18 protein-coding genes are annotated in these 22,738 nt (G+C 39.2%); 13 read left to right on the forward strand and 5 right to left on the reverse strand.

Annotation, left to right across the window (positions count from 1 at the left end; all coding sequences use genetic code 11):
• Positions 1-35: 35 nt before the first annotated feature.
• Both HR060_RS18205 and HR060_RS18210 read right to left on the reverse strand, forming a co-directional pair.
• Complete coding sequence (locus HR060_RS18205) at positions 36-425, reverse strand: hypothetical protein (protein WP_174199104.1); 390 nt, start codon at positions 423-425, stop codon at positions 36-38.
• Between the two features lie 90 nt (positions 426-515).
• The gene (locus tag HR060_RS18210) at positions 516-1,169 is read right to left on the reverse strand and encodes a sulfotransferase family 2 domain-containing protein (protein ID WP_174201709.1); all 654 of its coding nucleotides are present in this window, start codon (positions 1,167-1,169) and stop codon (positions 516-518) included.
• Between the two features lie 82 nt (positions 1,170-1,251).
• On the opposite strand from HR060_RS18210, the gene HR060_RS18215 reads away from it, so the two are divergent.
• The 4 genes from HR060_RS18215 (at position 1,252) to HR060_RS18230 (ending at position 6,498) form a co-directional block, all read left to right on the forward strand.
• On the forward strand, positions 1,252-2,115 hold the full coding sequence (locus tag HR060_RS18215; RefSeq protein ID WP_174201710.1) for a hypothetical protein: 864 nt from the start codon (positions 1,252-1,254) through the stop codon (positions 2,113-2,115).
• Positions 2,116-2,121: 6 nt separating this feature from the next.
• Complete coding sequence (locus tag HR060_RS18220; RefSeq protein ID WP_174201711.1) at positions 2,122-3,570, forward strand: capsule assembly Wzi family protein; 1,449 nt, start codon at positions 2,122-2,124, stop codon at positions 3,568-3,570.
• Positions 3,570-4,139, forward strand: a complete 570-nt coding sequence (locus tag HR060_RS18225) for an outer membrane beta-barrel protein (RefSeq protein ID WP_174201712.1) — start codon at positions 3,570-3,572, stop codon at positions 4,137-4,139. Before HR060_RS18220 ends, HR060_RS18225 begins: the two co-directional genes overlap by 1 nt.
• Positions 4,140-4,575: 436 nt before the next feature.
• On the forward strand, positions 4,576-6,498 hold the full coding sequence (locus HR060_RS18230; RefSeq protein ID WP_174201713.1) for a DEAD/DEAH box helicase: 1,923 nt from the start codon (positions 4,576-4,578) through the stop codon (positions 6,496-6,498).
• Positions 6,499-6,560: 62 nt separating this feature from the next.
• Here HR060_RS18230 and HR060_RS18235 read toward each other — a convergent pair whose 3' ends face one another.
• A complete protein-coding gene (locus tag HR060_RS18235) occupies positions 6,561-8,837 on the reverse strand; it encodes a trypsin-like serine protease (protein WP_174201714.1) in 2,277 nt (758 codons plus the stop codon).
• A 157-nt stretch (positions 8,838-8,994) separates the two neighbouring features.
• On the opposite strand from HR060_RS18235, the gene HR060_RS18240 reads away from it, so the two are divergent.
• The 3 genes from HR060_RS18240 to HR060_RS18250 are packed head-to-tail and all read left to right on the forward strand — an operon-like array spanning position 8,995 to position 11,080.
• A complete protein-coding gene (locus HR060_RS18240) occupies positions 8,995-9,651 on the forward strand; it encodes a YceH family protein (protein WP_174201715.1) in 657 nt (218 codons plus the stop codon).
• Complete coding sequence (locus HR060_RS18245) at positions 9,644-10,594, forward strand: D-2-hydroxyacid dehydrogenase (protein WP_174201716.1); 951 nt, start codon at positions 9,644-9,646, stop codon at positions 10,592-10,594. Before HR060_RS18240 ends, HR060_RS18245 begins: the two co-directional genes overlap by 8 nt.
• A 12-nt stretch (positions 10,595-10,606) precedes the next feature.
• Positions 10,607-11,080 carry a CreA family protein gene (locus tag HR060_RS18250; protein WP_174201717.1) on the forward strand — a complete coding sequence of 158 codons (474 nt, stop codon included), beginning with the start codon at positions 10,607-10,609 and terminating at the stop codon, positions 11,078-11,080.
• A 19-nt stretch (positions 11,081-11,099) separates the two neighbouring features.
• On the opposite strand, the gene HR060_RS18255 is transcribed toward HR060_RS18250, so the two are convergent.
• Both HR060_RS18255 and HR060_RS18260 read right to left on the reverse strand, forming a co-directional pair.
• Positions 11,100-12,326, reverse strand: a complete 1,227-nt coding sequence (locus HR060_RS18255; protein WP_174201718.1) for a mechanosensitive ion channel family protein — start codon at positions 12,324-12,326, stop codon at positions 11,100-11,102.
• Between the two features lies 1 nt (position 12,327).
• Positions 12,328-13,419: an acyltransferase family protein gene (locus HR060_RS18260; RefSeq protein ID WP_174201719.1), complete on the reverse strand. Its 1,092-nt coding sequence runs from the start codon at positions 13,417-13,419 to the stop codon at positions 12,328-12,330.
• 114 nt (positions 13,420-13,533) lie between these two features.
• Here HR060_RS18260 and HR060_RS18265 point away from each other — a divergent pair, with 114 nt between their 5' ends.
• The 6 genes from HR060_RS18265 (at position 13,534) to HR060_RS18290 (ending at position 22,579) form a co-directional block, all read left to right on the forward strand.
• Positions 13,534-14,931 (forward strand): polysaccharide deacetylase family protein, encoded by a 1,398-nt coding sequence (locus HR060_RS18265; protein WP_174201720.1) that lies wholly within the window; start codon positions 13,534-13,536, stop codon positions 14,929-14,931.
• A gap of 81 nt (positions 14,932-15,012) precedes the next feature.
• A complete protein-coding gene (locus tag HR060_RS18270) occupies positions 15,013-15,525 on the forward strand; it encodes a TIGR03546 family protein (protein WP_174201721.1) in 513 nt (170 codons plus the stop codon).
• On the forward strand, positions 15,525-17,324 hold the full coding sequence (locus HR060_RS18275; RefSeq protein ID WP_174201722.1) for a TIGR03545 family protein: 1,800 nt from the start codon (positions 15,525-15,527) through the stop codon (positions 17,322-17,324). Before HR060_RS18270 ends, HR060_RS18275 begins: the two co-directional genes overlap by 1 nt.
• Positions 17,325-17,377: 53 nt before the next feature.
• The gene (locus tag HR060_RS18280; RefSeq protein ID WP_174201723.1) at positions 17,378-18,301 is read left to right on the forward strand and encodes a Gfo/Idh/MocA family protein; all 924 of its coding nucleotides are present in this window, start codon (positions 17,378-17,380) and stop codon (positions 18,299-18,301) included.
• Between the two features lie 17 nt (positions 18,302-18,318).
• Positions 18,319-19,368 carry an ABC transporter substrate-binding protein gene (locus HR060_RS18285; RefSeq protein ID WP_174201724.1) on the forward strand — a complete coding sequence of 350 codons (1,050 nt, stop codon included), beginning with the start codon at positions 18,319-18,321 and terminating at the stop codon, positions 19,366-19,368.
• On the forward strand, positions 19,361-22,579 hold the full coding sequence (locus HR060_RS18290) for an ATP-binding protein (RefSeq protein ID WP_174201725.1): 3,219 nt from the start codon (positions 19,361-19,363) through the stop codon (positions 22,577-22,579). Before HR060_RS18285 ends, HR060_RS18290 begins: the two co-directional genes overlap by 8 nt.
• Positions 22,580-22,738: the final 159 nt, after the last annotated feature.

A 22,738-nucleotide genomic window follows, 5' to 3' on the forward strand; every position in this document is an offset into this window, starting at 1 on the left:
GAGATAACGACAAGCTCTACTGACAGATAGCTTGGTTATGTTTTTTTCTTCAATAACGCGTTGCGTTGCTTTTTTGTGATACGTACTCCGAAATCTTTATCAAGTACATCGACTATCGTTTCAAAGAATTGTGCTTTTATCTTGGTATCTTCTAACTCTTTTTCGAGGGCTTTGATTTTTTGCTCAGGTGTTAAGTCATTGGGTTTAGACATAAGGGGAAGCTCATTCATATGATTGGGAGTACCTTTACTCCAATCTAGTTGACCATATCGGCGAAGCCAAGTTAAAACGGTTGAAGCACCTTGAATACCGTAGTGGTCTTGCGCTTGTTTGTAAGTACATTCGCCTTTTTCTACTTTATCAACGACGGATAATTTAAAGGCAAGTGAATAATCTTTTTGTGTACGCTTAGTTATTGGTTTCATTATCTTCTCCAAATTGAAGTTGGAAAAGTGTCAACCTTATTCAGGACGGGTCATAAACGATAAAAAAGGCGTCTAAAGACGCCTTTTTTATTAATCGAATTGATAACCTAAAATCTCGAGGTCTTTAGCGTAATGCTTTTCGACCAAAGCGATTTCTTTTTCAGAGTAGTACTCGTGATAAGTTTTGCGGGCTTTAGCCTTTCGCTTATGGGGTAAGGCTACGCGAGCAATACCAATAGCATCACAAGCTTCATCAAAATCAGCTTGAAGATTTTCAAAGCGACAAATCTTATCGACAATAATATTGCCATGTAAATCGACTACGTAATCAGACTGCAGCGGCGCATGCAATAACTCTTCAAACTCGCGCTCTGAGTCTAATCGCACCGCTAAAAATTCAGCAAAATTAGTAATATTGTAACGCTTGAAAATTTGTGGATGTTCTTTCTCAATATGGTGATAAGAGCTGACCTGCAAATCAAACGGGTTGCGTACCACACAAAATTTGTATAATTGACTGTAATATTCACCTGGCAGCATTTCTTTTGCAGCAATCGCTTTACAATGTCTAGGAAACTTACTGCCAATTTTATGACCTGTAAAACCGCTTAGCTTTCTTGCCAAAAATGCAGCGAAAGAATAAAGATGTCCCCAGCGGTATTTAGCTAACGCACTTCTGACACTGGTGCCACCTGTTTTAGCAATATGAATAAAAAGAAAATTATGTTTATGTGATAGTAACAATTCGATACACTCTTAGTTCGCAAGATCTAGTGTAATAGTAACCGAAACACTTCTTTTTCAAAACGGACATTATCTATAAATCATGCATATTTTTTATCTTGTGTTTGGAGACAATAAGGAAATTTATCAACAAAATTACCTTTCTGTTTTATCTTTACTCAAACACCAACCACAAGCTCAAATTTCGGTTATTACTAATAATGAACCAGCTTTTAAGCGTTTAGCGTCAAAGTTAAATATCATCAGTATCGAGCAATCGACATTGAAAGATTGGTTTGGTCCAGAAAACTACCTTTACCGAGCAAAAGTAAAAGCCTTTGAGTTGATGCAGCAGCAGTATCCTAATGACGATCTACTGTTCCTCGATTCAGATATATTTGTTATTGAGCCTCTTGTGTCTGTTCAACAACAGCTCAGCGCTCAACATTGCTTATTGCACAAGCCAGAAGCCGCAATTAGCCAAACTCAACGCAAAATGGAACGCTCCATGTGGCAGCATTTGGGCAATCAATCCTTTGCGGATGTCGAAGTCACTTCAGACAGTATTATGTGGAACTCAGGTGTAATTGGTTTACCTCAAGCCAAAGCGAAAAAGTTAATCAAGCAGACACTGGCCGCTCTAGATCAAATGATAGCAACACCAGCAAGACGTAAGACGTTAGAGCAGTTTGCATTTTCGATTGTATTTGAACACGACGGTCAACTTAAATCTGCATACCAACCCTTTATGCACTACTGGGGTAGCAAACATATCTGGGCTAAGGCCATGCATGGTTTTTTCGCCGATGCCCTTTTACTTGACTGGGATTTAAACCAGCAAATTAACGCTTTAGATAACTACCCATTCAAAACATTACCCGTTATGGACAGGCCACAAAATACCAACAAAAGGTTAAAAGCGTTGGCGGATAAATGGTTTGCCAAACGCATTGTAATGAAGCACTAAAAAATAATGATGAAATTTAGCCAATCACTGATAAAAACAACCTTAGTAGCGGGTTTATTATTAACCAGCTCAGCGTATAGCCAAGTAAGCTTGTACTTACCCCTGCATGCCTCAAACTTAATCGAACAAGACGTAGACAGGTTAGCTGCGATTTCAAGTTTGCCTAACTTGAAAAAGCCTTACAGTGTTAATCAAGTTAGTCGTCACCTTGACAGTATCAAGCTAACTCACCCACGTCTTTATAGCCGTATCAAACACCAATTAGCACCTTATCAAAAACAAATGAACTTAACGCATTTACAAGCAACCGTCGGGTTAGGCAGTGATGAGGTGGTAAAGAACGGTAGCGGTGCTGCGCATGCACTTGCAAATAGTCGCGGTGAAACGGTAGAAAGTAACTACAAAATCAGTGCCAGAGGCCATTACATCATTAATGACAACATTTTAGTGAGTGCGGGTACACAAGCCCATAGTGATGAATTTTTAGCAACAGGCACCCTTGTGAGTATGGGGTGGGACTTTGCGCAATTAGATTTAGGCTATCGCGACCACTGGTACTCACCTTTTCAACAACAGGCAAGGGTAATGGGTACCCAGGCAGAAACCATGTTATCGGCAACCCTTAGTAACCCTATTGCCTTTGAAAATTGGTGGGGAGCACAATACGAGTTATTCATTGCTCAAATGGACAAACAACCCGTTTTATTCAATGGTGAATATAGCTCAGATAAAGCCCCTGTGTTACTTGGTACTTACTTAAGTGCTCAACCACTCGACTTTTGGACGCTGAGTATCAGCCGTACTTTCCAAATGGGAGGCGGCGAAAGGGATTTAAGCTTTGGAGATTTCGTTAAGGCATTTTTTGATCCAAGTGGCTCTGATAATAATGATGACCAATTATCAAAAGATGAAGAGGCGGGTAACCAAGTCGCAGCAGTTGCGAGTCAATTTAAGTTTGATAGCGTATTGCCTTTTGTCGCATCATTTGAAGTATCGACAGAAGATACCAGTAAGACCAAATGGTACCTACCGGGTAACGCAGCATTTTCTGCTGGCATTTATTTCCCGTTTGTCACACCTGATTTAGCGGTTAATTACGAATATTCAGACTGGCAAAACCGTTGGTATAACCATCACTTATATCAGCAAGGTTATCGCAATGGCGGTAATGTGCTGGGTCATTGGGCATTGAATGATGGCATTATCAATGATGGCAATAATGCCGGTAGTTCACACAGCGTATCGCTCTACTACCAAATGCATGAAGCCAGTTTAACGACGCACTTTAGATACAGCACATTAGACAACGATGCGATTTATGATTCAGCATACGAAATTGATGTTGAGTACTTATTTAAAGCGTATGGTGGCGAAAAGCTAATTTTATCGACCACTGTTGGCCAAGATTTATATGGCGAAGATTTTTATAAATTTGATTTAGGGTTTATGTGGTAATGCGACTATTTAATATCATAAAAACAGCGACAATCGCTACGGGACTATTACTTTCAAGCCAAGCCTTAGCTGACACTCAACATTGGTTGGGTTTATCAGTTAGCCACCTCGATTTAGACAATGAAACAACCGAAACACAAACCATCAATGCGACCAGCTCTGGTGTCACTATTTCTGCAGGTAGCCTATATCAAATTAACCCGCGCTTTGCGCTTGGATTAGCAGTCGAGTATACAGTAAATGAAGATACCGATTTGACATCAGGTGGCGATGACATCATTAACTTCTACTTTGCCGACTTGCAGTATCAATTCAGTCAAGATTGGTTAATTAAAGCACGTGCTGGTTTATCGGGATACGATGCTCAAGAAGAAAACAATACCACTGCTTATGGCTGGGTATTTGGTGGTCAGTTGAGCTATACACTCAATAATACATGGCTAATCACCGCTAATGGTAATTACTATCACGAGTTATCTGCTGACTACAACGAGCCACAATCAGGTACTCGTCCTGACTTTTTCATTTCAGGTATGCAACTTGGCTTAGGCATTAACTACCTTTTCTAATCAATTTTACCCAAACCACCACTAAAACATAAAATAGTGGTGGTTTTTTCGCCATTTACTTGCAATCCAATCTTATTACTGTATTATGCGCGCCAATCCGACAGGAGCTAGGGGACGCTTGCCCTAATAAGACGCGACTACCGCGCAGCAAGCCATTTTAAGCCGAGGTCGGGTAGGTAATTAACCATTACCACGAGCCGAGGTTTAAAGCACCTTTAGCGGACCTGTTCACTTAACCTTTCGTTTAGTGCAACCAGCACCGCCACGCACAAGATTATTATCAAGTGCCAGATAAACATTATATAAGTGTTTTGCTAAATTAACTTTTAGCCCCCCTGATTTGTATCATCATTTTTTGATGATTCAGTGATGAGCTTTAGCCTCAACCATAGTGATTCACGCGAGCTATTCGCGTTTCAAGAAGTAAGAGTATTTAATGACAGATTCTGCCAATACAGTTCGCTTTAGCGAACTAAACCTGCCTGCGCCCGTTTTACAAGCCATTACAGAAATGGGTTATGAGCAACCAACACCAATTCAAGCAAAATCAATTCCTTCATTATTAGAAGGTCGTGATGTTTTAGGTGAAGCACAAACAGGTACAGGTAAAACTGCGGCTTTTGGTTTACCACTATTATCGCGTATCGACGCATCAATCAAAGCACCACAAATGCTAGTGGTTTGCCCTACTCGTGAACTAGCTATTCAGGTTTCAGAAGCTTTAGCTGATTTTGCAAAGCACATTAAAGGTTTATTTGTAGCGACTGTATACGGTGGTCAATCTTATACACCTCAATTACGCGATTTAAAGCGTGGCCCACAAATTGTTGTAGGTACACCTGGCCGTATGATGGATCACATCAACAAAGGTCGTTTAAAAATGGATAGCATCAAGGCTTGCGTATTAGACGAAGCTGATGAAATGCTAAACATGGGCTTTTTAGATGATATCGAATGGATCTTAGAGCACCTACCTGAAGAGACGCAAATGGCGTTTTTCTCAGCGACAATGCCTGCGCCAATTCGCAAAATCACTAAGCAATTCTTAACTGACCCTGTACATGTACAAATTCCTGTTGAGAAAGCGAAAAAAGCGAACATTACTCAAAAAGCATGGCGTGTTAGCCGTATCGGTAAGACAACTGGTTTAGAGCGTATTGCAGAAGCAGTTGATTACGATGCAATGATTGTTTTCGTACGTACTCGTAACGATACCTTAATTCTAGCTGAACATTTAGTAAGCAAAGGCTTTAAAGCAGCAGCACTTAACGGTGATATGCAACAACAAGATCGCGAGCGCATTGTTGACCAATTAAAGTCTGGTCGCATCTCTATCTTAATTGCTACAGACGTTGTTGCACGTGGTCTTGATGTTCCTCGTATTTCTCACGTAATCAACTACGACTTACCACACGATGCAGAGTCATATGTACACCGTATCGGTCGTACAGGCCGTGCAGGTCGTGAAGGTGAAGCAATTTTATTCGCGACAGGTCGTGAAATGCGTAGCCTATTCCGTCTAGAGCGTGCAACTGAAGGTAAGATTGAAAAGTTCGAAATGCCTTCAGCTGAACAACTAGGTGCATCGCGTATTGAACGTACTAAAGAGTCATTAGTTGAATTAATTAACGATAAAGATTTAGCTCAGTTCCAACAAGTCATCGAAAAAATGGCTGAAGAATCTGAAGTATCTGCACTTCAATTAGCAACGGCTCTATTATTTGAACGTCAACGCAAGTTACCATTATTCCCGAAAGCGGATCCGGTTGAACGCCCAGAGCGTGAGCGTCGTGAACGAGGCGATCGCAACAGTCGTGACCGTGGTGAGCGTTCAGAGCGTCGTCCTCGTCGTAACAATGACGACTTCGATACATACCGCTTTGCAGTTGGTCGTGAGCACGGTGTTCGCCCTGGCGATATCGTAGGTGCAGTTGCAAACGAAATTGAAATCGATTCATCAAACATTGGTCAAATTAACTTATTTGACCAGCACGCACACGTTGACTTACCTAAAGGTATGCCAAAAGATGTGTTTAATAAATTACAACAAGTATTCATTCGCAAGAAGAATATCGACCCAAGTTTATTAACACCAGAACAAGCTGCAGAAGCTCGTGCTCAAAACCAAGAACGTCGTGCTCGTCGTGACGCAAACCGTGGTGATGACAGAAACTTCCGCGGCAACCGTCGTGATGGTGGTCGTGGTCATGACCGAGGTCACCGTGGCGATCGTTCTGACCGAGGTAACCGTCACCACAGAGATGGCAACCGTGATGGTGGCCGCGACGGTGGAAAAGTTAGCTTCCGTGCTGGTGGTGAACGCAATGACAGAAATGGCCGTTCACGCCCACAATTCTAAAGCTAGCCAACAAAGCTAAGATAACTAAAAAAAGGTGAGCTAATACTCACCTTTTTTTGTATTTAACACTTCAGGTTTCGTTTTCGCCAGTAACTCAAGGCGACTATACAACTCAAGATATAAAAGGCTAAACTCCCCCCTCCTGAGCCACCTCCGGATTGGCGACTAATTTCACTGCTACTTTGGCTTGTCGTCGCTGAAGAAGTATTGGAAACAGCCTGAGTTTGACTCGATTCATCGTTGGTACCAAGATCGCCCAAACACTCATTAGGTAAAGCTGAAATAACCTGATAGTAGTTACTAAAAGCCGCACAGCTTGGGTCCGCATTATCAAATAGAATAAGCTCTAAAGCAGGCGATTCAGTTTTTAATTCAGCCAAACTAACTTTGTCTAAATTGCTGGTATTTTGGATCCTAAGTTGCGCTAAATTAGACAAACTCACTAAGCTACGCATCGAATCTATCGTCGAAAAGTAAATACCGACATTAGTTAGCCTATCAGCGTTACTCAAAACATCGATATCTTCAAGTTCACTTTGGTAAATATCCAGATGCGTCCAAGGGCTAATTATCGGTAAACTCTCAATAAATAGATTTAATTGAGCTTGCTCAAATGCAGTTAACTCCAAGCGTACTAGACTATCCAAAAGCGGTACAAATACTAATAGAGCATCACTGTAACTAACAGATAAACTCTCAATTGATTGCCAAGTGATACCACTGACAGGAACTTGTTCAAGTATATTTCCTGATAAAAACAAACTAGTTAGTTTTGGCCAATTGGGGTTAATGTCTAACGTCAGCACTTGATTGTTGGCTATATCTAAAACAGACAATTGGTTTAAGGCTGAAAGCTCAGCGATATCTGTTATTTCATTGGCTGTTAAATTCAGGTAGGTCAGATTGATAAAAGCACTCAAGCCTGTCAAATTTGAGATTTCCCAATTGCTACAGTTTAAACTGGTTATTTGCTCTGCGTACTTGAGGTTTTTACTCTGGCGCTCAACACAACGAGCCAAATTAAAATCACTAAAATTAATAGATGAGATCAGCGTCGGTGTATCCGTTGCATCATTAATACCTGTCCCTACCAAGCTTTCTAAGACATCGGTAAAACCATCATTATCGGTATCAATAAAAGGGTCTTGCCAGCAATTATTCGGGATTTGATTAATACTTGAAAAGCCTGATTCAGCACCTAAGCAATACAACTCATTTTGTCCAAGCTCGATGCTTGTCAATTGACTCAAACCTAGCAGTGGACGAATATCTAAAATATCGTTATTGGTGACATTCAGCGCGTTAATATTTTCAAGTCCAGCAAGAGGCGCTAAGTTAGTAATATTATTACTACTCAAATCGATAGATTCGAGCTCAGTTAACAAACCAATGCCATCAAGTTGATTAATATTTTGATTTGCACAACTTAAACTCGTGATCTCGCTAATTGATTGCCAACCATTAATTTGTGCATTTTGAATCACACAAGCTTGTAGCTGAGAATCCTGTAGTTGAGAAACCAAATCGGAGGTAAGCTTATTTTGTATATTTTGCGCTATCCAATCAGAAAAGTGACTCACCTTTGCGTTGACACCATACAACCCTGCTTGCGCGCAACCAATCCCCCAGCTTACCACGCCCATAATATAATCTTGACCGCCCACGTTACCAATAACAGGGCCGCCACTATCACCATAACAAGAGTCTTTGCCTCCCTCATCTAACCCTGAGCAAAACATGTCATCTGTGATTAAACCTGATAGGCTGCGGTTACAACGAGACTGACTGACAAATGGGACAGTAACATCGTTTAATAAACTGGGATAATCATCACCGTCAGGATCAGTAGTGCCCCAACCTGCTATTCTTAATTCGTCTCCATTATCAACTTGTTGCATGATATCGGGCGTGGCATAACTCATGGTTTCCCGGTAGCTAGCTTGGCTTAAAAACAACAACGCAATATCGTTTTGATTCTGTGACGCAAAATAGTTGGGGTGAACAACAATTTGACTCACTGAGCGCCGATCACTATTTTGCCTAGCCTGATTTAAATCAGCAGCACCGATATAAACTTCAATAGTCATGGCTGACTTATCGGCAACGCAATGCGCAGCAGTTAAGACAACTTTTTCAGTCAGTAAAGTGCCGCCGCAAAATTGACCAAAAAAAGGCGAACTATTTTTACTGACCAAAGCCACCATGTAAGGCCAGCGTTCAGGCTCTGCAATATCACCACCAATGATACTGACAGGTACTCGTGAAGGTTGTTCAGCCTTAGCTTGTAATACTATGGCCAAGAGTAGGGAGAATATTGCAATCGAGTAGAATATTTTCATCGGCGCCCTGTCATATAAACTTCATATATTTAAGTACGGACGCAAATTTTCAAAAGTTCAAACTGCTATTTAGCAAAGAAAGTAAAAAAGCATTTCTATCTAACTTGAGATTTCAGTATGCTGAACATTCATATTTCCTTCCAGTAAAGAGAGGCTTATGGCAACTTTATTAAGCTTTGAGCAAATCCGTGTATTAGGCGTTTTTATCGAAAAAGAGAAAACCACACCGGATCAATATCCCTTATCTATCAATGCGATAACAACAGCATGCAATCAAAAATCTAACCGAGAGCCAGTGACAAACTTCACAGAAGTCGAAGTACAGAACACGGTTGATGAATTAATGCAGCTGAGAATTTTAGACGATGTACCCGCATCTCGAGTGACCAAATACCGTCACCGTTTTTATGGTTCTGAATTTTCTGCTTACAAGTTTAATCAAGCTGAAGCGGCTATTTTGGCCGTGCTTTTTTTACGCGGTCCGCAAACACCGGGTGAATTAAGAACCCGAACTCAACGTTTACATGCTTTTTCTGATGTTGGAGAAGTAGAGCAGACATTAGATAAATTGAGTCAACAAGAACCACAGGCTTATGTGCTCAAACTTGCAAGAGAGCCAGGTAAACGAGAAGCAAGATATGCCCAGTTATTTAGCGAACAAACTTCAACAGATATAGCTGTTGAAGCATCAATAGGCACAGATAACAATCACTCTGATTTGACGATGAAAGTCGAGGCTTTAGAGCAAGAGGTCAATGAGTTAAGAGCAGAAATAGCACAAATCAAACAGAGCTTAGGATTAACTGATGACTAAGATCATTTTTCTTGATGCAGACACGATCAGTGATGCCGACCTCAGTGCTATTGAGCAACAAGGTGAATTAACTTGTTATAACAGTGACAATCAGGATGCCATATCAGCAGATGAGTTTGCCAGCGCGGATGTGTTAATCAGTAATAAGATCCTGTTAAAGCAATCAGAAATAGCACGAGCTAAAGCACTAAAGCTAATTTGTGTCGCAGCAACAGGTTATAACAATGTCGACTTGAACGTAGCCGAACAAAATCAAGTCGCAGTGACCAATGTCGCAGGCTATTCAACAGAATCAGTGGCTCAACACGTGTTTGCCTTGTTATTAAATTGGTCAATAAAACTGACTCAATACCAAACTGATGTCAACGCAGGAAAATGGCAAGATAGTCCAATGTTTTGCTTACTCGATCATCCGACCTTTGAATTAACAGGTAAAACAATTGGCATTATAGGTTATGGCGATATTGGCCGAGCCACAGCTCGTCTGGCCGAGGCATTTGGTATGAAGGTCATCATTGCCGAGCGAGCAAATGCAACCAATATTCGAGCAGGAAGAACGTCACTGGATGATGTAATAGAACAGAGTGATGTGATCAGCCTACATTGCCCTCTTTCTGCGCAAACAGACCAATTAGTCGATGCTGCATTTCTTGCCAAAATGAAATCTGATGCCATTTTAATTAACACCGCACGAGGTGGCTTAATTGATGAAGCGGCACTCGCTAAAGCGTTAGATGCAGGTCAACTACAGGCGGCATTACTCGACGGTTTATCTGTTGAACCACCACCAAGTGACCACCCTCTGTTACCTCAACGGCCAAATTTAATATTAACGCCCCACACTGCTTGGGCATCGAAACAGGCTAGGCAAAAACTAGTAGATGAAATTGCCGCCAACATCGCAGCTTTTAAAGCAGGTGAAAAAAGGAATCGACTGGTTTAAGGAAAAACGTCTATGAAAAAGTTAACGAAAGCACTGAGTTTTGCAGGGTTAGTATTAACCTTAACAGCCTGTGATAAAAATGAAGTAGGTGATGTATCGCTTGGTATGTTCACAACAAAAGACATCAAAATTAATATATTAAAAGATCCAAAAGTACCTGGTGTAACCTGTCATGTTGCTAGCATTGAAGCAGATTTGGATTTTTCTGATCCCAGTGACTCATCAATATCTTGCAGGCAAACAGGCGAAATCACTGCCGAGATGATTGCTAATATTGATAAATCAGCATCAGGCGAAGTTGTGTTTAAAAAATCAAAAAGTGTCTTTTTCAAAACAATGAAAGTGAGACGTATTTTTGATCAAGCAAATCAAACTTTAATGTATGTATCCTACTCTACCAAAGAGATATCAGGCAGCTATAAACACAGTCTATCAACAGTCCCTTTGTGGGGAACACCAGCCTATCAGGCACCTACGTCCAACTAATGTAAACAGTGGCGATAAGCTAACTTGCTTGTCGCCAATCTAAACCTGTAGGCTGCTGGAATAACTTAATATCAAATTCAGCTGCGATTGCATAAAGATGATCGAAAATGTCCGATTGCACCCCTTCATATTCAATCCATTTGTGTAAGTGAGTAAAGCAGTATATTTCTAACGGAATGCCTTCACCGCGATTATCTAGCTGTCTGACCATGCACGTAGCATCTGGGTGTACATGAGGATGAGTGCGCAGATAGTTTTCGATGTAGAAGCGAAACACCCCAATATTTGTTAATCGGGTACTATTAACCGGCTGTTCCTGTTCGGCCAGCATCGCTTGCGTAGCTTGCTTTTGAATCAGGTAGTCTTTTAATAATTTAAACTCTGTCAATTTATTAAGCTGTGATTCAGACAAAAAGCCCACAGAATTAACATCAATTAATAAACTTCGCTTAATTCGCCTAGCACCAACTAAAGACATATTGCGCCAATTTTTAAATGAATGACTCGTTAAAGCATAAGTTGGTATAGTCGTGATCGTATTATCAAAGTTTTTTACTTTTACAGTATTTAAGCCAATTTCTAATACATCACCGTCAGCACCATATTTTTCAACCGTTATCCAATCACCCACACAAACTAAGTCATTAACAGTGATTTCAATACTCGCCACTGTGCCTTTGATAGTGTCTTGAAAAATGAGTAACAGTACGGCGGTTAATGCACCTAAACCACTCAGTAGGTAAATAGGTGATTTACCCAGAGCCAGCGAAATCGCCAGTATGATGGCAACTAAAAAGATAACCAATTTAAATAGCTGTACCCCAGTATGCAGCCCGAGATGATATTTAACTGTTTTATCTTGGTAGAGATGATAAACCGCACTGACAATGGCATTAACGGCCACTGCAACTTGCAAGCAAATTAACACTTCAACCGACAATAAAAACCAATCAAAGCTGACATCTTGTGCGGGCCATAATTTAGGAATGATAAACCAAAGTGCAATGAGTGGAGCAAGTAATGCAATGTGGCGAAAGACACTAAATTGCTCTAATTTGGTCAGCCATTGTGAACGCCTAACGACAAGTTGGCTTTGCAGTAATTTCAATAAACCGTGTTTAACAAAAACAAAAACTAAAAAAGCAGAGAGTAAACTCAGTAACAGTGCTGCACCATAGGCAAGCGGTGAAACTAAGCTTGCAGGTAGTCCCCACCCTGCTATCAGATCAACTAATCCGTGTTGCATTTTACCAACCAATCAAATAACGACTGCGCTTCTTAAAAGCGCGTTTAAGAATTAATGCGACTACATACGACATAGCAATAACCAACATAGTAACAATAAACGTAGTGACTATATTGCCATAACCTTGTAAACCAAATAAGTCAGGGCTATCAAAAATCATCCACCAAGGTGTGGTAAACCAAGGATGTATAAAATAAATAGCGAAACTGACTTCAGCTAACTTTTGTAAAACATTAATTTCAATGTGCTCAAACTTATTTAAAATAGCGAGTAGCACCAGGGTTAACAGTATTTTTTGCGGCAGCATTAAATCTGGAACGGTTAATTCAAATGCATCTTTATTAAGAACCCCCGCACCAAAAAAGTAGGCTTGTCCTAGTGCCAATGCCACAGCACTTAAAAACATAATTAACCAATATTTATCGATGAATATAAATAGTTGATCGCGATTAACCGAAGCCCAAACGCCAAATAAATAAACGGGTAAAAAATAAATCAAAGATTGAATAGCATTTAAGTTGGCAATCGGCCTATGTACCCAGATAGCGATTAAAAATAGCGGTATAGTAAAATACATCAACTGGTGCTTTTTGATTAAATGTATAACCCATGGAGATATAGCAAAGAGCATCATACCCATGGGAATATACCAATAAGCCGTCAGCATACGCCCAGTAACGATATACCAAGTAGCCAAACTAGAAAGGTTAGTTAAATCAGTGTACTGCTCATGTATAGCAGGTTGCATCGAACCTGATAAATGCCAAATAATCCAAGGAATCGACAGAAGTAGATAAGGTACAAATACATACTTAGTTTTGTTCTTCATGTACTTGCGATAATCCCAGCGATGGTAAAAAACATGATGGAACAAAAAGCCTGAGATAAATACAAAAAATACAGTGCCATTCATCATCAAATTAAACCAAGCTTTATCAGCAAAGCTTTCGATTTCCCAACCTGCAGGACGATAACAATGCGCCATCACTATAAAGATGATGGCAATACCACGAAAATGATTAATACTGTTTAGAAACGCCTTTTTAGTTTTAGGTTCTAACTTAGCGTTAGTTTGTTCTTTGCTCGGTTCCATACAAATACTTACAGTTTTTTCAGTGACAAGAGTCTAGTCTATCTTGTTGAATTGTAGAACTTTTGAGTAATTGTAGTCAGTTTTAACTGAATTAACTTGATTAGAGATACAGCCTTGTTTAACAACATCAAAAAAGCATCCGCCATATTCTTGTGTGCAATTGCATTATTAATCGCTAATACAGCCTGTAATGATGCTACGCAAACAGCCAATTCTTCAGTATCAAGAAGTAACTTGCTTGTAGGTGTTCCACATCATTTAAAATCAGAGCTATCTTCTGCGGCTGAAAAAACACTGATACACCTAGATACAAGTAAACTAAAAGTATTGGTTTCTGAGCTAGGTGAACATGAATATCAATTGGAAATTTATGCGCCAAATAATATTAAAAGAACAATAAAAACAAATAATGAAACAATTCGCTTTGATGTTTTAAAGCAGCTTTATTTAATTAAAAAATCACATCTGGATTCAATCTCAGGTCATAACGAAAAAGATGATTTCACAAGGCTTCTCAATGATTATCTAGCGACTAAATTTGCCAATAATCAGCCTCTGAGTTCAGCTCAAATAAATCAACAAGATCACTATCAAAGTTTGATCGCTAGTTTCTCAAGACAATCTAAACGTTGGTTGAAAGAAGAACGCTTAGTGCTGGAGAGCTTCTTTGCTCGTTATCAAAAGCGCTACCCTGACGCAACACCTGCGAATCTTATAGGGTTAGCTAGTACTCACTTCAAAGTAATCATCAAAGATAATAATAAGCTGCAATGGCAAAGGAAAAATCCAAATTCATTTGCAGTTAGAACGGGCAACTTTCCTGAGCAGGAGCCCATCAATGACTTGGTTAAACAAGCACAAAAAAACATTGGCGCATATATCTTAGAAGGTCATGGTTTACACAAACAAATTGCACTGACCTTTGATGATGGTCCCAACCCTGAATATACCCAACAAATTCTCGATGTGCTTGCTGAATATAAAGTCCCTGCGACTTTCTTCTGGTTGGGAGAAAACATGAGCTACTACCCTGAATTTATGGCCAAAGCTAAAGCTGATAACCATATAATTGCTAACCACACATGGTCACACCACCACTCAAGAACCTTATCAGATGAAGAATTTTTAACAGAATTCACCAAAACCAATGATTTTATCGAGCAGTACTTAGGGTACCGCCCTCGATTTTTTAGACCGCCCTATGGTGAAATAAGCCAAAGACAAATTGATTTACTAGCCGCCCGTGGAGTCACAACCTTTCTCTGGTCAATTGATACCAGAGATTGGTATAAAAAAGAGTGGTTCCCAGGCCAAACTCCTACATCCTTAGCGGATATTGAAAATCGCGTTATTGATAATCTTCACCCTGAAGCAATTGTCTTGATGCATGACGCAGGCGGTGACAGAACCGATACAGCAAACGCATTACATAAAATTATCCAACATTATCACCAACTAGGGTATGAGTTTGTAACGCTAGAAACGATGTCAGGTATCGGTAATAAAATGTGATAGATAACATGACTTTTTAATATAAGTCTAATAGGCTTAGCTTATTGATTGGACTACCTATTTTTTATCATAGGAGCAAAAATGCTTACGTTAATCGCTAAGCTATTACACGCTTTAAATTCAGAAGACTCACCTAGGCAAGTTGCTTTTGGTATCGCCTTAGGAATGATCATAGGCTTAACCCCTACATTTACACTTCATAATCTTATTATTTTGCTGTTTGCATGTATCATTCGGGTTCATCTTGGCAGCGTAATTTTAGCCTTTACCTTTTTCGCGGGTTTGAGTTACCTAACTGACCCTCTATCAAGCCATATAGGTGAGTCATTACTTACTTCAGCTGGTCTGCAAACCCTATGGCATTCACTTTATCAAAGTGAAATATTCAAATTGGCTCAACTTCACCACACATTAACCTTAGGCAGCCTGCTGATTTCAATCATTTTATGTACTCCAGTGGCTCTTTTCAGCCAATGGCTAATTGCTCGGTACCGAATTCATATCAAGCAATTTATCGAGCGTTTTAAAATTGTACAAACACTCAAAGCATCCAAGTTCTATGGTATTTACCAAAAAGTAGCAGGTACGGTTTAATGAAAAAATATTTACGCTGGCAAGGTTTGGTTAGCTTTTTTGCCATCACTGCACTTATCGTCGCTTTCTTTACAATTTTTGCTAACCAAATAGTTAAAGCGGGTATCGAAAAAGGTTTAGGCTGGTACCTTGGTGCTCAAGTTGATGTAGAGGAAGTAGATATCAATTGGAGCCCCTTTATCATTAATATTGATGGTTTTGCGGCAACTGACCCCAGAGCACCAGAGCAAAACCTAGCAAGCTTCGAATCAGCCTCTGCAGGTATGGATTTCTGGCAATACCTATTTGGAAGAGTCATCATTGAAGAACTCACAATCGAAGAGTTAAAACTTGCTAGCCCAAGAAAGACACCTGGTGAAGTGTATCGCCAACCACAAGAGTTGACACATGCAGGTGATGAACAAAGTACAATACCAAATATCCAAGCGAGTTTGCCTGATGCAAAAACACTGCTAGCACAGCTTGATTTGAAAACAGTACAAGCAAGTGAAGCATTAGACATTGCTTATCAAGAAGAAAAAATATTGGTTAAAGAGGCTTATGAAAAGCTGCCAACCAAAGAAAGATTGAAAACGTACGAAGATAAGCTCAAGGCCTTAACTAAGCGCAAGGTAAAGACACTTGATGATGTAAAAGCGATTCAACAAGAATACGAAGCACTCAAAAAAGAGTTTAAGCAAGACAAAGCAATAGTTGATCAAGCAAAAGTACAACTCAACAAGAGTAAAGATAGATTAACTGATGCCACAATTGAATTAAAAAATGCCCCTAAAGAAGATTGGGAAAGAATTGAAAAAGAATATCAGCTAGACAAAATTGATGCTGCTGACTTTGCCCATATTCTATTTGGTGAGCATACGCGTAAATACGTCGAGACCGCTCAAAGTGCCTATGAGCTGATAGCACCAATGCTAGGCTCAAATACAGATACAACTAAAACAACTCCAGTGCCTGTTGATCCTAGTCAAGGTCGATACATACACTTCGATTTAGATAATCCATTACCAGATTGGTTAGTGAAAAAGCTAACCGTCAGTTTAGCTGATGAATCAGGCCTGTACCGTATCGCAGGTAGTGAGATCACAGCTCAACATTGGCTTAGAGATTTACCCTCTACTCTGTTGATAACCAGTGAAAATGTAAATCAAGCAGGGCAACTAAAAGCCGATGCAAACTGGTATGTTGATAAAGCGTTTTCATTAACTACAAAGGCTCAATGGCAACTAGATAACGTACCTATGCCCCAAACGCAATTAGCTAATTCAGACAAGCTGAGTGTAGCCATGACTCAAGCGTCTTTATCAGCTGATGGCATGATGCAAACTAAAGACAAGGAAATAGATGCGAAAAGCCAGTTGCTAATGACTAAGACAGCTTTCTCAGGTCAAGCTGAATCTAGTATTAGTCAAAGTGTATTGGATGCCTTAAATAAACTCGACCCACTTGATTTAACAGTAACTGTTACTGGTAGTGTTGACGATTTAGATACCAAAATCAGTTCTAAACTAGATAATATTTTAGTTGATATGGCCTATGACAAAGTCGACAAAAAATTACAAAGCTTCAAATCAGATGTTCAGGGCTCTCTCAACGAAAAAATGAGTAGTGCTTTGAATATAAATGAAAAAGACGCTAATGAGTTATTAGAGCTCGAGGGATTAATTAACAGCTCAGATACAAGTATGGACAAGCTGCTCAATTCTGATGTTGTTAAACAGAAAAAGAAAGAATTAGAAAAGCGAGCAAAGCAAAAATTAGAGGATAAAGCGAAGAAACAACTTGAAAAGCTGTTTGGCTAATCTTCAAAAAGGCGACCATACTAAAGTGTGTGGTCGTCATTTGAGGATAATTAATGAAAGTAGCTTTAGTAGGAACCAATTGGGGTCGGATTCATATCAATATTTTTCGTCGACTCGGAATGGATATAAACTTATTAATTGGTAAAAATTTAGAAAAAAGCCAACAAATTGCAAAACAAGAGGGAATAGCTAAAGCCAGTAACAGCTTAGAAGATCTCTCAAGTGTTGATCTCATCATTTTAGCAACACCTGCCAGTACCCATTTAGACATCATCAAAGCCTTTCCTGATAAAGCTATATGGTGTGAAAAACCCGTCAGCTTAGCGCACATAGATGAAAGTGAACTAGACTACCAACAACTTTCAAGATGCTATGTTAACTATGCCTTTCCGCACTTAAACAGTGTAAAGCTCGCTACTAACATTATTAGAGAAGGTAGATTGGGCAGAGTGCAAAGTGTCATGATCAAGTGCGGTTTTAATCTGCCCGGTGACAAAAGTTTTAGTGAATGGTACTCAGATATCATTATTCATCCTTTTTCTTATGTTCATCACCTGTTTGGTAAATTTGAACTTCAAATGGCCTACCAAATGCCTGAACATAACCACATTAGTTCTGTATTCACCACTAAAAACATTCAGATGGATATGAGCTTTTACCGCAGCCATGAAGCCGGTATGTTATTTGACATCACCTTTATTGGTGAAAAGTCTGATCTACACTTAAAAGGGGGTTATAAACCATACAGCCATTGGCACTTTGATCCGGTGAAAGTTGATAGTGTTCCACAAAATGCTGGCGAGCACTCTAAAGATGAAGATATTTGGCTACAAGCTAATGCCGAGGCTGCAAGGTTATTTTTGCACACCATCAATGGGGAAATAACCACAAATGAAGCAAAAGCGTCAGGGCTTTATAACCTCAAACGTGCAATCAATATGGAAAAAGCTTTACTGGATGCACTAAAAGCTATCTAAAAAAGAGAGCTAAACTTATGCAAAAGCTTCACCTCTTGGCACTTCTGACATGCATTGCTTTCTCTGGGTTATCCAGTGCGGCTAAACAAGAGGTTAAAGCTCTCTATATTCCATTGGCTGATCACTACGCCGCAATCATTGCTTATGAAAAGTACAGGCATCACATGCAGTATGCTAATTTTCAGCTAGAGCAAATGGCTGATTGGGATATTTTAAGGGCTAAGTTTTTGGAAAATAAAGCCGATATGGCGTTTGTCATGAGCCCCCTTGCATTGGATATGTACAGCCAACAGCCGAGTTTTAAATGGCTCGGTTTAATGCACAGAGATGGTAATGGGTTAGCCATAAATCACTTACTGGGTTCAACAATAAAACTCTCCAACTCACGCTTAAGTCGTAAACCAGATCGCTCTGCTGCAATTGCCATTCGGCAGCACAAAACAAAAAAGCCTGTATATGTGGGTGTGCCTCATGTTTTATCCACTCATACCGTCGTGTTATATCACTATTTAAAACAACAAGAGCTGACATTAGCACTTCAACCAAACTTTCAGGCAGACGTCTTAGCAATGACAGTTCCACCTCCTAGATCACCAGCTTTTATGCTAGGTAACTCAAATAGAAATAAAGCAGTGGCCATTCAACAATCACTGCCATGGATTGATATTGTTGAAACAGGTAATTTCGGTCGAGTCGCTTGGTACTCAAAAGATGTCCTGACCAGTGAACACGGTCATGTTGAGTGTATTGCACTGGCAACTCTTATCGCTCTAACGAAAAAAGAACAGGCAGTAATGGAAGTAATGGGCTATATAAAACAAGCAGGGGCTTATATTGAGCAAGCTAGAGCAGCGGGCAATCTAGACGAAATTGTAGCAATTGTACAAAAACATATACCTGCACACGATACCAATACGATCAAAGCGAGTTTGGACCCCAAGCTAAGAGTGATTAATTATCAAAGATTAGATATCGACAAAGATGGATTAAAAAGAATTATGGACATCGCAATCGAAGGGCAAATTTTAAAAAAAGCAGTCGACATAGACGAGCTTGCCTATGAGTAAAACGGCCCTGGATACTGATTCCAAGTTGAACAAACCACTAAAATACGATCCAATAAAAAACCAATTAAGTCGTTGGTTTCTTGCTGTTGCTATCTTACCGTTATTAGCCACAGGCACCGCATTTTATTACCACATAGACAAAACGCTAACACACGATGCGATAAACCGATTAATTAGCCATTCAGCAGAAAGAACTAAGTTTATTGATAATTGGTTTGAATACCGCTTTATGGACTTACACCGTTTGTCACATAGTCCAGTAACAACAGAATTATTAGAAAAGCTAATAGCCGAATATCAATCATCAAAACTGCCACTCAACAAATTTGTTCAAAGTTTAAATTGGGAAAAAACAATTAGAGAACAAAAACAGTTTTTTAATAATCAGTGGCAATCTTACGATTACATTTACGATATATTTTTAATTGATGCTTATGGCAATATCCTATTTAGCATTGCAAAAGAAGACGATCTAGGGACAAATATTCTAAACGGAAAGTTCTCTAACACTCGATTTAGCCAAGTTGTTAAACAGGCCTATATCACAGGTGCCCCTAGCTTTTCAGATTTAGAACGTTATGCTGCATCTAATGGTGTTTTATCCGGCTTTATTGCCGCTCCAATAATTAACGACAATGGTCATAAAATAGGGACGCTAGCTATACAACTAAGACTTAATCGGATTTTAAAGATAGATGAGTCGACGAGCTATGATAAACATTGGTTAGTTGGAGCAGATAATAAGTACCGAACCCCCATTGATGACTTCTCAGAAGTATTAACATCAAGTGTAAAACGAGCAAGAGAAAGTGAACGATTAGAACACGACCTTAAATTAGCTAGCCAAGCAGTCTACCTAACTACGGGAGTTCACGATAAACCCGCTTTTACTATTTATACCCCTATCAAATTAGCAAATGTTAACTGGTTACTCATAAGCCAAATTGACAAAGACTTAGCATTGGAAAACCTTCAAACATTAATGAAAATAGCGCTGGTCATTATCATTACATCCATTGCTCTAATCTATCTTTTCATTATTAAGATAAGTAGAAAATTAACAGCACCAGTTCAAGAGCTCACCAAAGCAGCGTTGAAAGTATCTAAAGGTGATTTGTCATTTAATCTGATCGAGCAACCCAATAACGAATTGGGCACTTTGGCACAAGTTTTCGAGATCATGACCAAAGCCAGAGCAAACCATGAACAAGAGCTTGCAGCAAAAAACATTAAAATTGAAGCTAATTTAAAACAGATGCAGCAACAAAGTGAAAAGCTATCTTTGATATTAAAAAGTACAGCTATTGGTGTATGGGATTGGGAAGTAGAGACAGGTAAAACTCAATTTAATGAAAGATGGGCAGAAATTATTGGATACACCTTAGATGAGCTGGCCCCAGTTGATATAAATACTTGGCTCAAGCATTCACACCCTGAAGACTTAGAAAAATCGAATAAAGCACTTAACAAGCATTGGGCAGGATTAGAAGAATACTATGTTTGTGAAGCGAGGATGCGTCATAAAGACGGGCATTATGTATGGATATTAGATACTGGCAAAGTCGTAGAATGGTATGAAAACGGTAAACCCAAAAGAATGATTGGTACCCATTTAGATGTTACAGAACAAAAAAGGACTGAACGAGCATTATTGGAAGCTATTGAAGACGCAGAAGCTGGCGCTAAGGCAAAAAGTGAATTTCTTGCAAGCATGAGTCATGAAATAAGAACACCAATGAATGGTGTATTAGGGATGTTAGATATTATTAAAAGAGGTGAACTGAATACCGAGCAAAAAAAATATGTTGATATCGCACAATCATCGGCAGAGTCTCTACTCACGTTAATTAACGACATTTTGGATTATTCGAAAGTAGAAGCAGGAAAAATAGATATAGAAGCAATAGATTTTAACTTTCACAGCCTTATGAATGAACTCGTTCACGCTATTGCACCAAAAGCTAATGAAAAAGGCTTAGAAGTCATTGTAGATACCAATAATGTCGAATTTGAAATAGTGAATGGCGATCCAACTCGATTAAAGCAAATACTTAATAACTTGATCAGTAACGCAATAAAGTTTACTGAAAAGGGGGAAATATTTATTAGAGCGGGAATTAAGAAAGAAGGAGACAACTTAAAATTATCAGTTTTAGTAAAAGATTCAGGAATAGGTATCCCCTTTAAAAAACAAGCCAAGATATTTGAGTCCTTCACACAAGCAGATACCTCTACAACGCGGAAATATGGTGGAACAGGTTTAGGCCTTTCAATAGTGAAAAAGTTATGCCGCTTGATGGGGGGTGATATAAGCGTAGGTAGTAAACCGGGTAAAGGTAGTAGCTTTAATATCAATATCAACTTGGCCGCAACACAAGATAACGACATAAGAACAATCAGCCAATCATGTAAGAATGTGCTGATATTAGATACTAATATAACCAACCTAACAGTATTAGAAAAAGCATTTAGAAATTGGGAAGCAAATGTATTTAGTACTAACCAGCATGAGTTAGCAAAAGAGTACCTATCTACTGAGGAAATAGATTTATTGTTGATAGAAAAGTCTAAAATTGATGCTCAACTTATTGAACAAATACGTATAAAGAAACCTACTACGATAGTGATGAGTCAAATAAGTTGTAAGAGTATAACTGAGCAGCAAGATCTAGAGACGAATACCATAATTATCAATAAGCCCGTTATGCATACTGAATTAGTTAATGTACTAAACTCATTAAATGCAGAGCCTTCAACAAATACGACTAGCGTAAAAGTGAAACCTATGCTGAACAATGGAAGTGAAAAAAATTGGACTAGAAAGCACAAAGTACTAATCGTTGAAGACAATCACGTCAATCAGCTTATAACGCAAACTATATTAAACGAAATAGGTGTGGAAAACGAAGTTGCTGAAAATGGTGTAGTGGCGATTGAAAAGTTATCGCAAACAAAACAGGATCAATTGTTTGACTTAGTGCTTATGGATTGTCAAATGCCAGAGATGGATGGTTACCAAGCTACAAAAGCAATTCGTGAAGGCGTTGCTAAACAAGAAAATCAAGAAATTAAAATTGTAGCAATGACTGCAAATGCCATGGTTGGAGATGAAGAAAAGTGCTTAGCTTCAGGAATGAATGATTATTTAACAAAGCCAATTGATAAAGCCAGATTAGTAAATAAATTGAATAAATGGCTGGAAGCTTATTAATTTAGAAGTCCAGAGTTGATATTGAAAAAATCAGAACGCAGAAAAGCAAAAAGCCCATTACTTTCGTAACGGGCTTTTCTTCAATAGGAGTCTGGCAGTGTGCTACTCTCACATGGGACCTCCCACACTACCATCGCCGCTATTAGGTTTCACTTCTGA

The organism is Marinifaba aquimaris (genome assembly GCF_013328345.1).
In the GTDB taxonomy this organism is placed as follows: Bacteria; Pseudomonadota; Gammaproteobacteria; order Enterobacterales; family Alteromonadaceae; genus Marinifaba; species Marinifaba aquimaris.

What these genes read in the sequence shown, in the direction of transcription:
- HR060_RS18285 (WP_174201724.1), top strand. Translation starts at nt 18,319, where the DNA reads ATGCAAAAGCTTCACCTCTTGGCACTTCTGACATGCATTGCTTTCTCT.
- HR060_RS18255 (WP_174201718.1), bottom strand. Translation starts at nt 12,326, where the DNA reads ATGCAACACGGATTAGTTGATCTGATAGCAGGGTGGGGACTACCTGCA.
- HR060_RS18280 (WP_174201723.1), top strand. Translation starts at nt 17,378, where the DNA reads ATGAAAGTAGCTTTAGTAGGAACCAATTGGGGTCGGATTCATATCAAT.
- HR060_RS18225 (WP_174201712.1), top strand. Translation starts at nt 3,570, where the DNA reads ATGCGACTATTTAATATCATAAAAACAGCGACAATCGCTACGGGACTA.
- HR060_RS18260 (WP_174201719.1), bottom strand. Translation starts at nt 13,419, where the DNA reads ATGGAACCGAGCAAAGAACAAACTAACGCTAAGTTAGAACCTAAAACT.
- HR060_RS18230 (WP_174201713.1), top strand. Translation starts at nt 4,576, where the DNA reads ATGACAGATTCTGCCAATACAGTTCGCTTTAGCGAACTAAACCTGCCT.
- HR060_RS18245 (WP_174201716.1), top strand. Translation starts at nt 9,644, where the DNA reads ATGACTAAGATCATTTTTCTTGATGCAGACACGATCAGTGATGCCGAC.
- HR060_RS18290 (WP_174201725.1), top strand. Translation starts at nt 19,361, where the DNA reads ATGAGTAAAACGGCCCTGGATACTGATTCCAAGTTGAACAAACCACTA.
- HR060_RS18235 (WP_174201714.1), bottom strand. Translation starts at nt 8,837, where the DNA reads ATGAAAATATTCTACTCGATTGCAATATTCTCCCTACTCTTGGCCATA.
- HR060_RS18205 (WP_174199104.1), bottom strand. Translation starts at nt 425, where the DNA reads ATGAAACCAATAACTAAGCGTACACAAAAAGATTATTCACTTGCCTTT.
- HR060_RS18240 (WP_174201715.1), top strand. Translation starts at nt 8,995, where the DNA reads ATGGCAACTTTATTAAGCTTTGAGCAAATCCGTGTATTAGGCGTTTTT.
- HR060_RS18275 (WP_174201722.1), top strand. Translation starts at nt 15,525, where the DNA reads ATGAAAAAATATTTACGCTGGCAAGGTTTGGTTAGCTTTTTTGCCATC.
- HR060_RS18220 (WP_174201711.1), top strand. Translation starts at nt 2,122, where the DNA reads ATGATGAAATTTAGCCAATCACTGATAAAAACAACCTTAGTAGCGGGT.
- HR060_RS18250 (WP_174201717.1), top strand. Translation starts at nt 10,607, where the DNA reads ATGAAAAAGTTAACGAAAGCACTGAGTTTTGCAGGGTTAGTATTAACC.
- HR060_RS18270 (WP_174201721.1), top strand. Translation starts at nt 15,013, where the DNA reads ATGCTTACGTTAATCGCTAAGCTATTACACGCTTTAAATTCAGAAGAC.
- HR060_RS18215 (WP_174201710.1), top strand. Translation starts at nt 1,252, where the DNA reads ATGCATATTTTTTATCTTGTGTTTGGAGACAATAAGGAAATTTATCAA.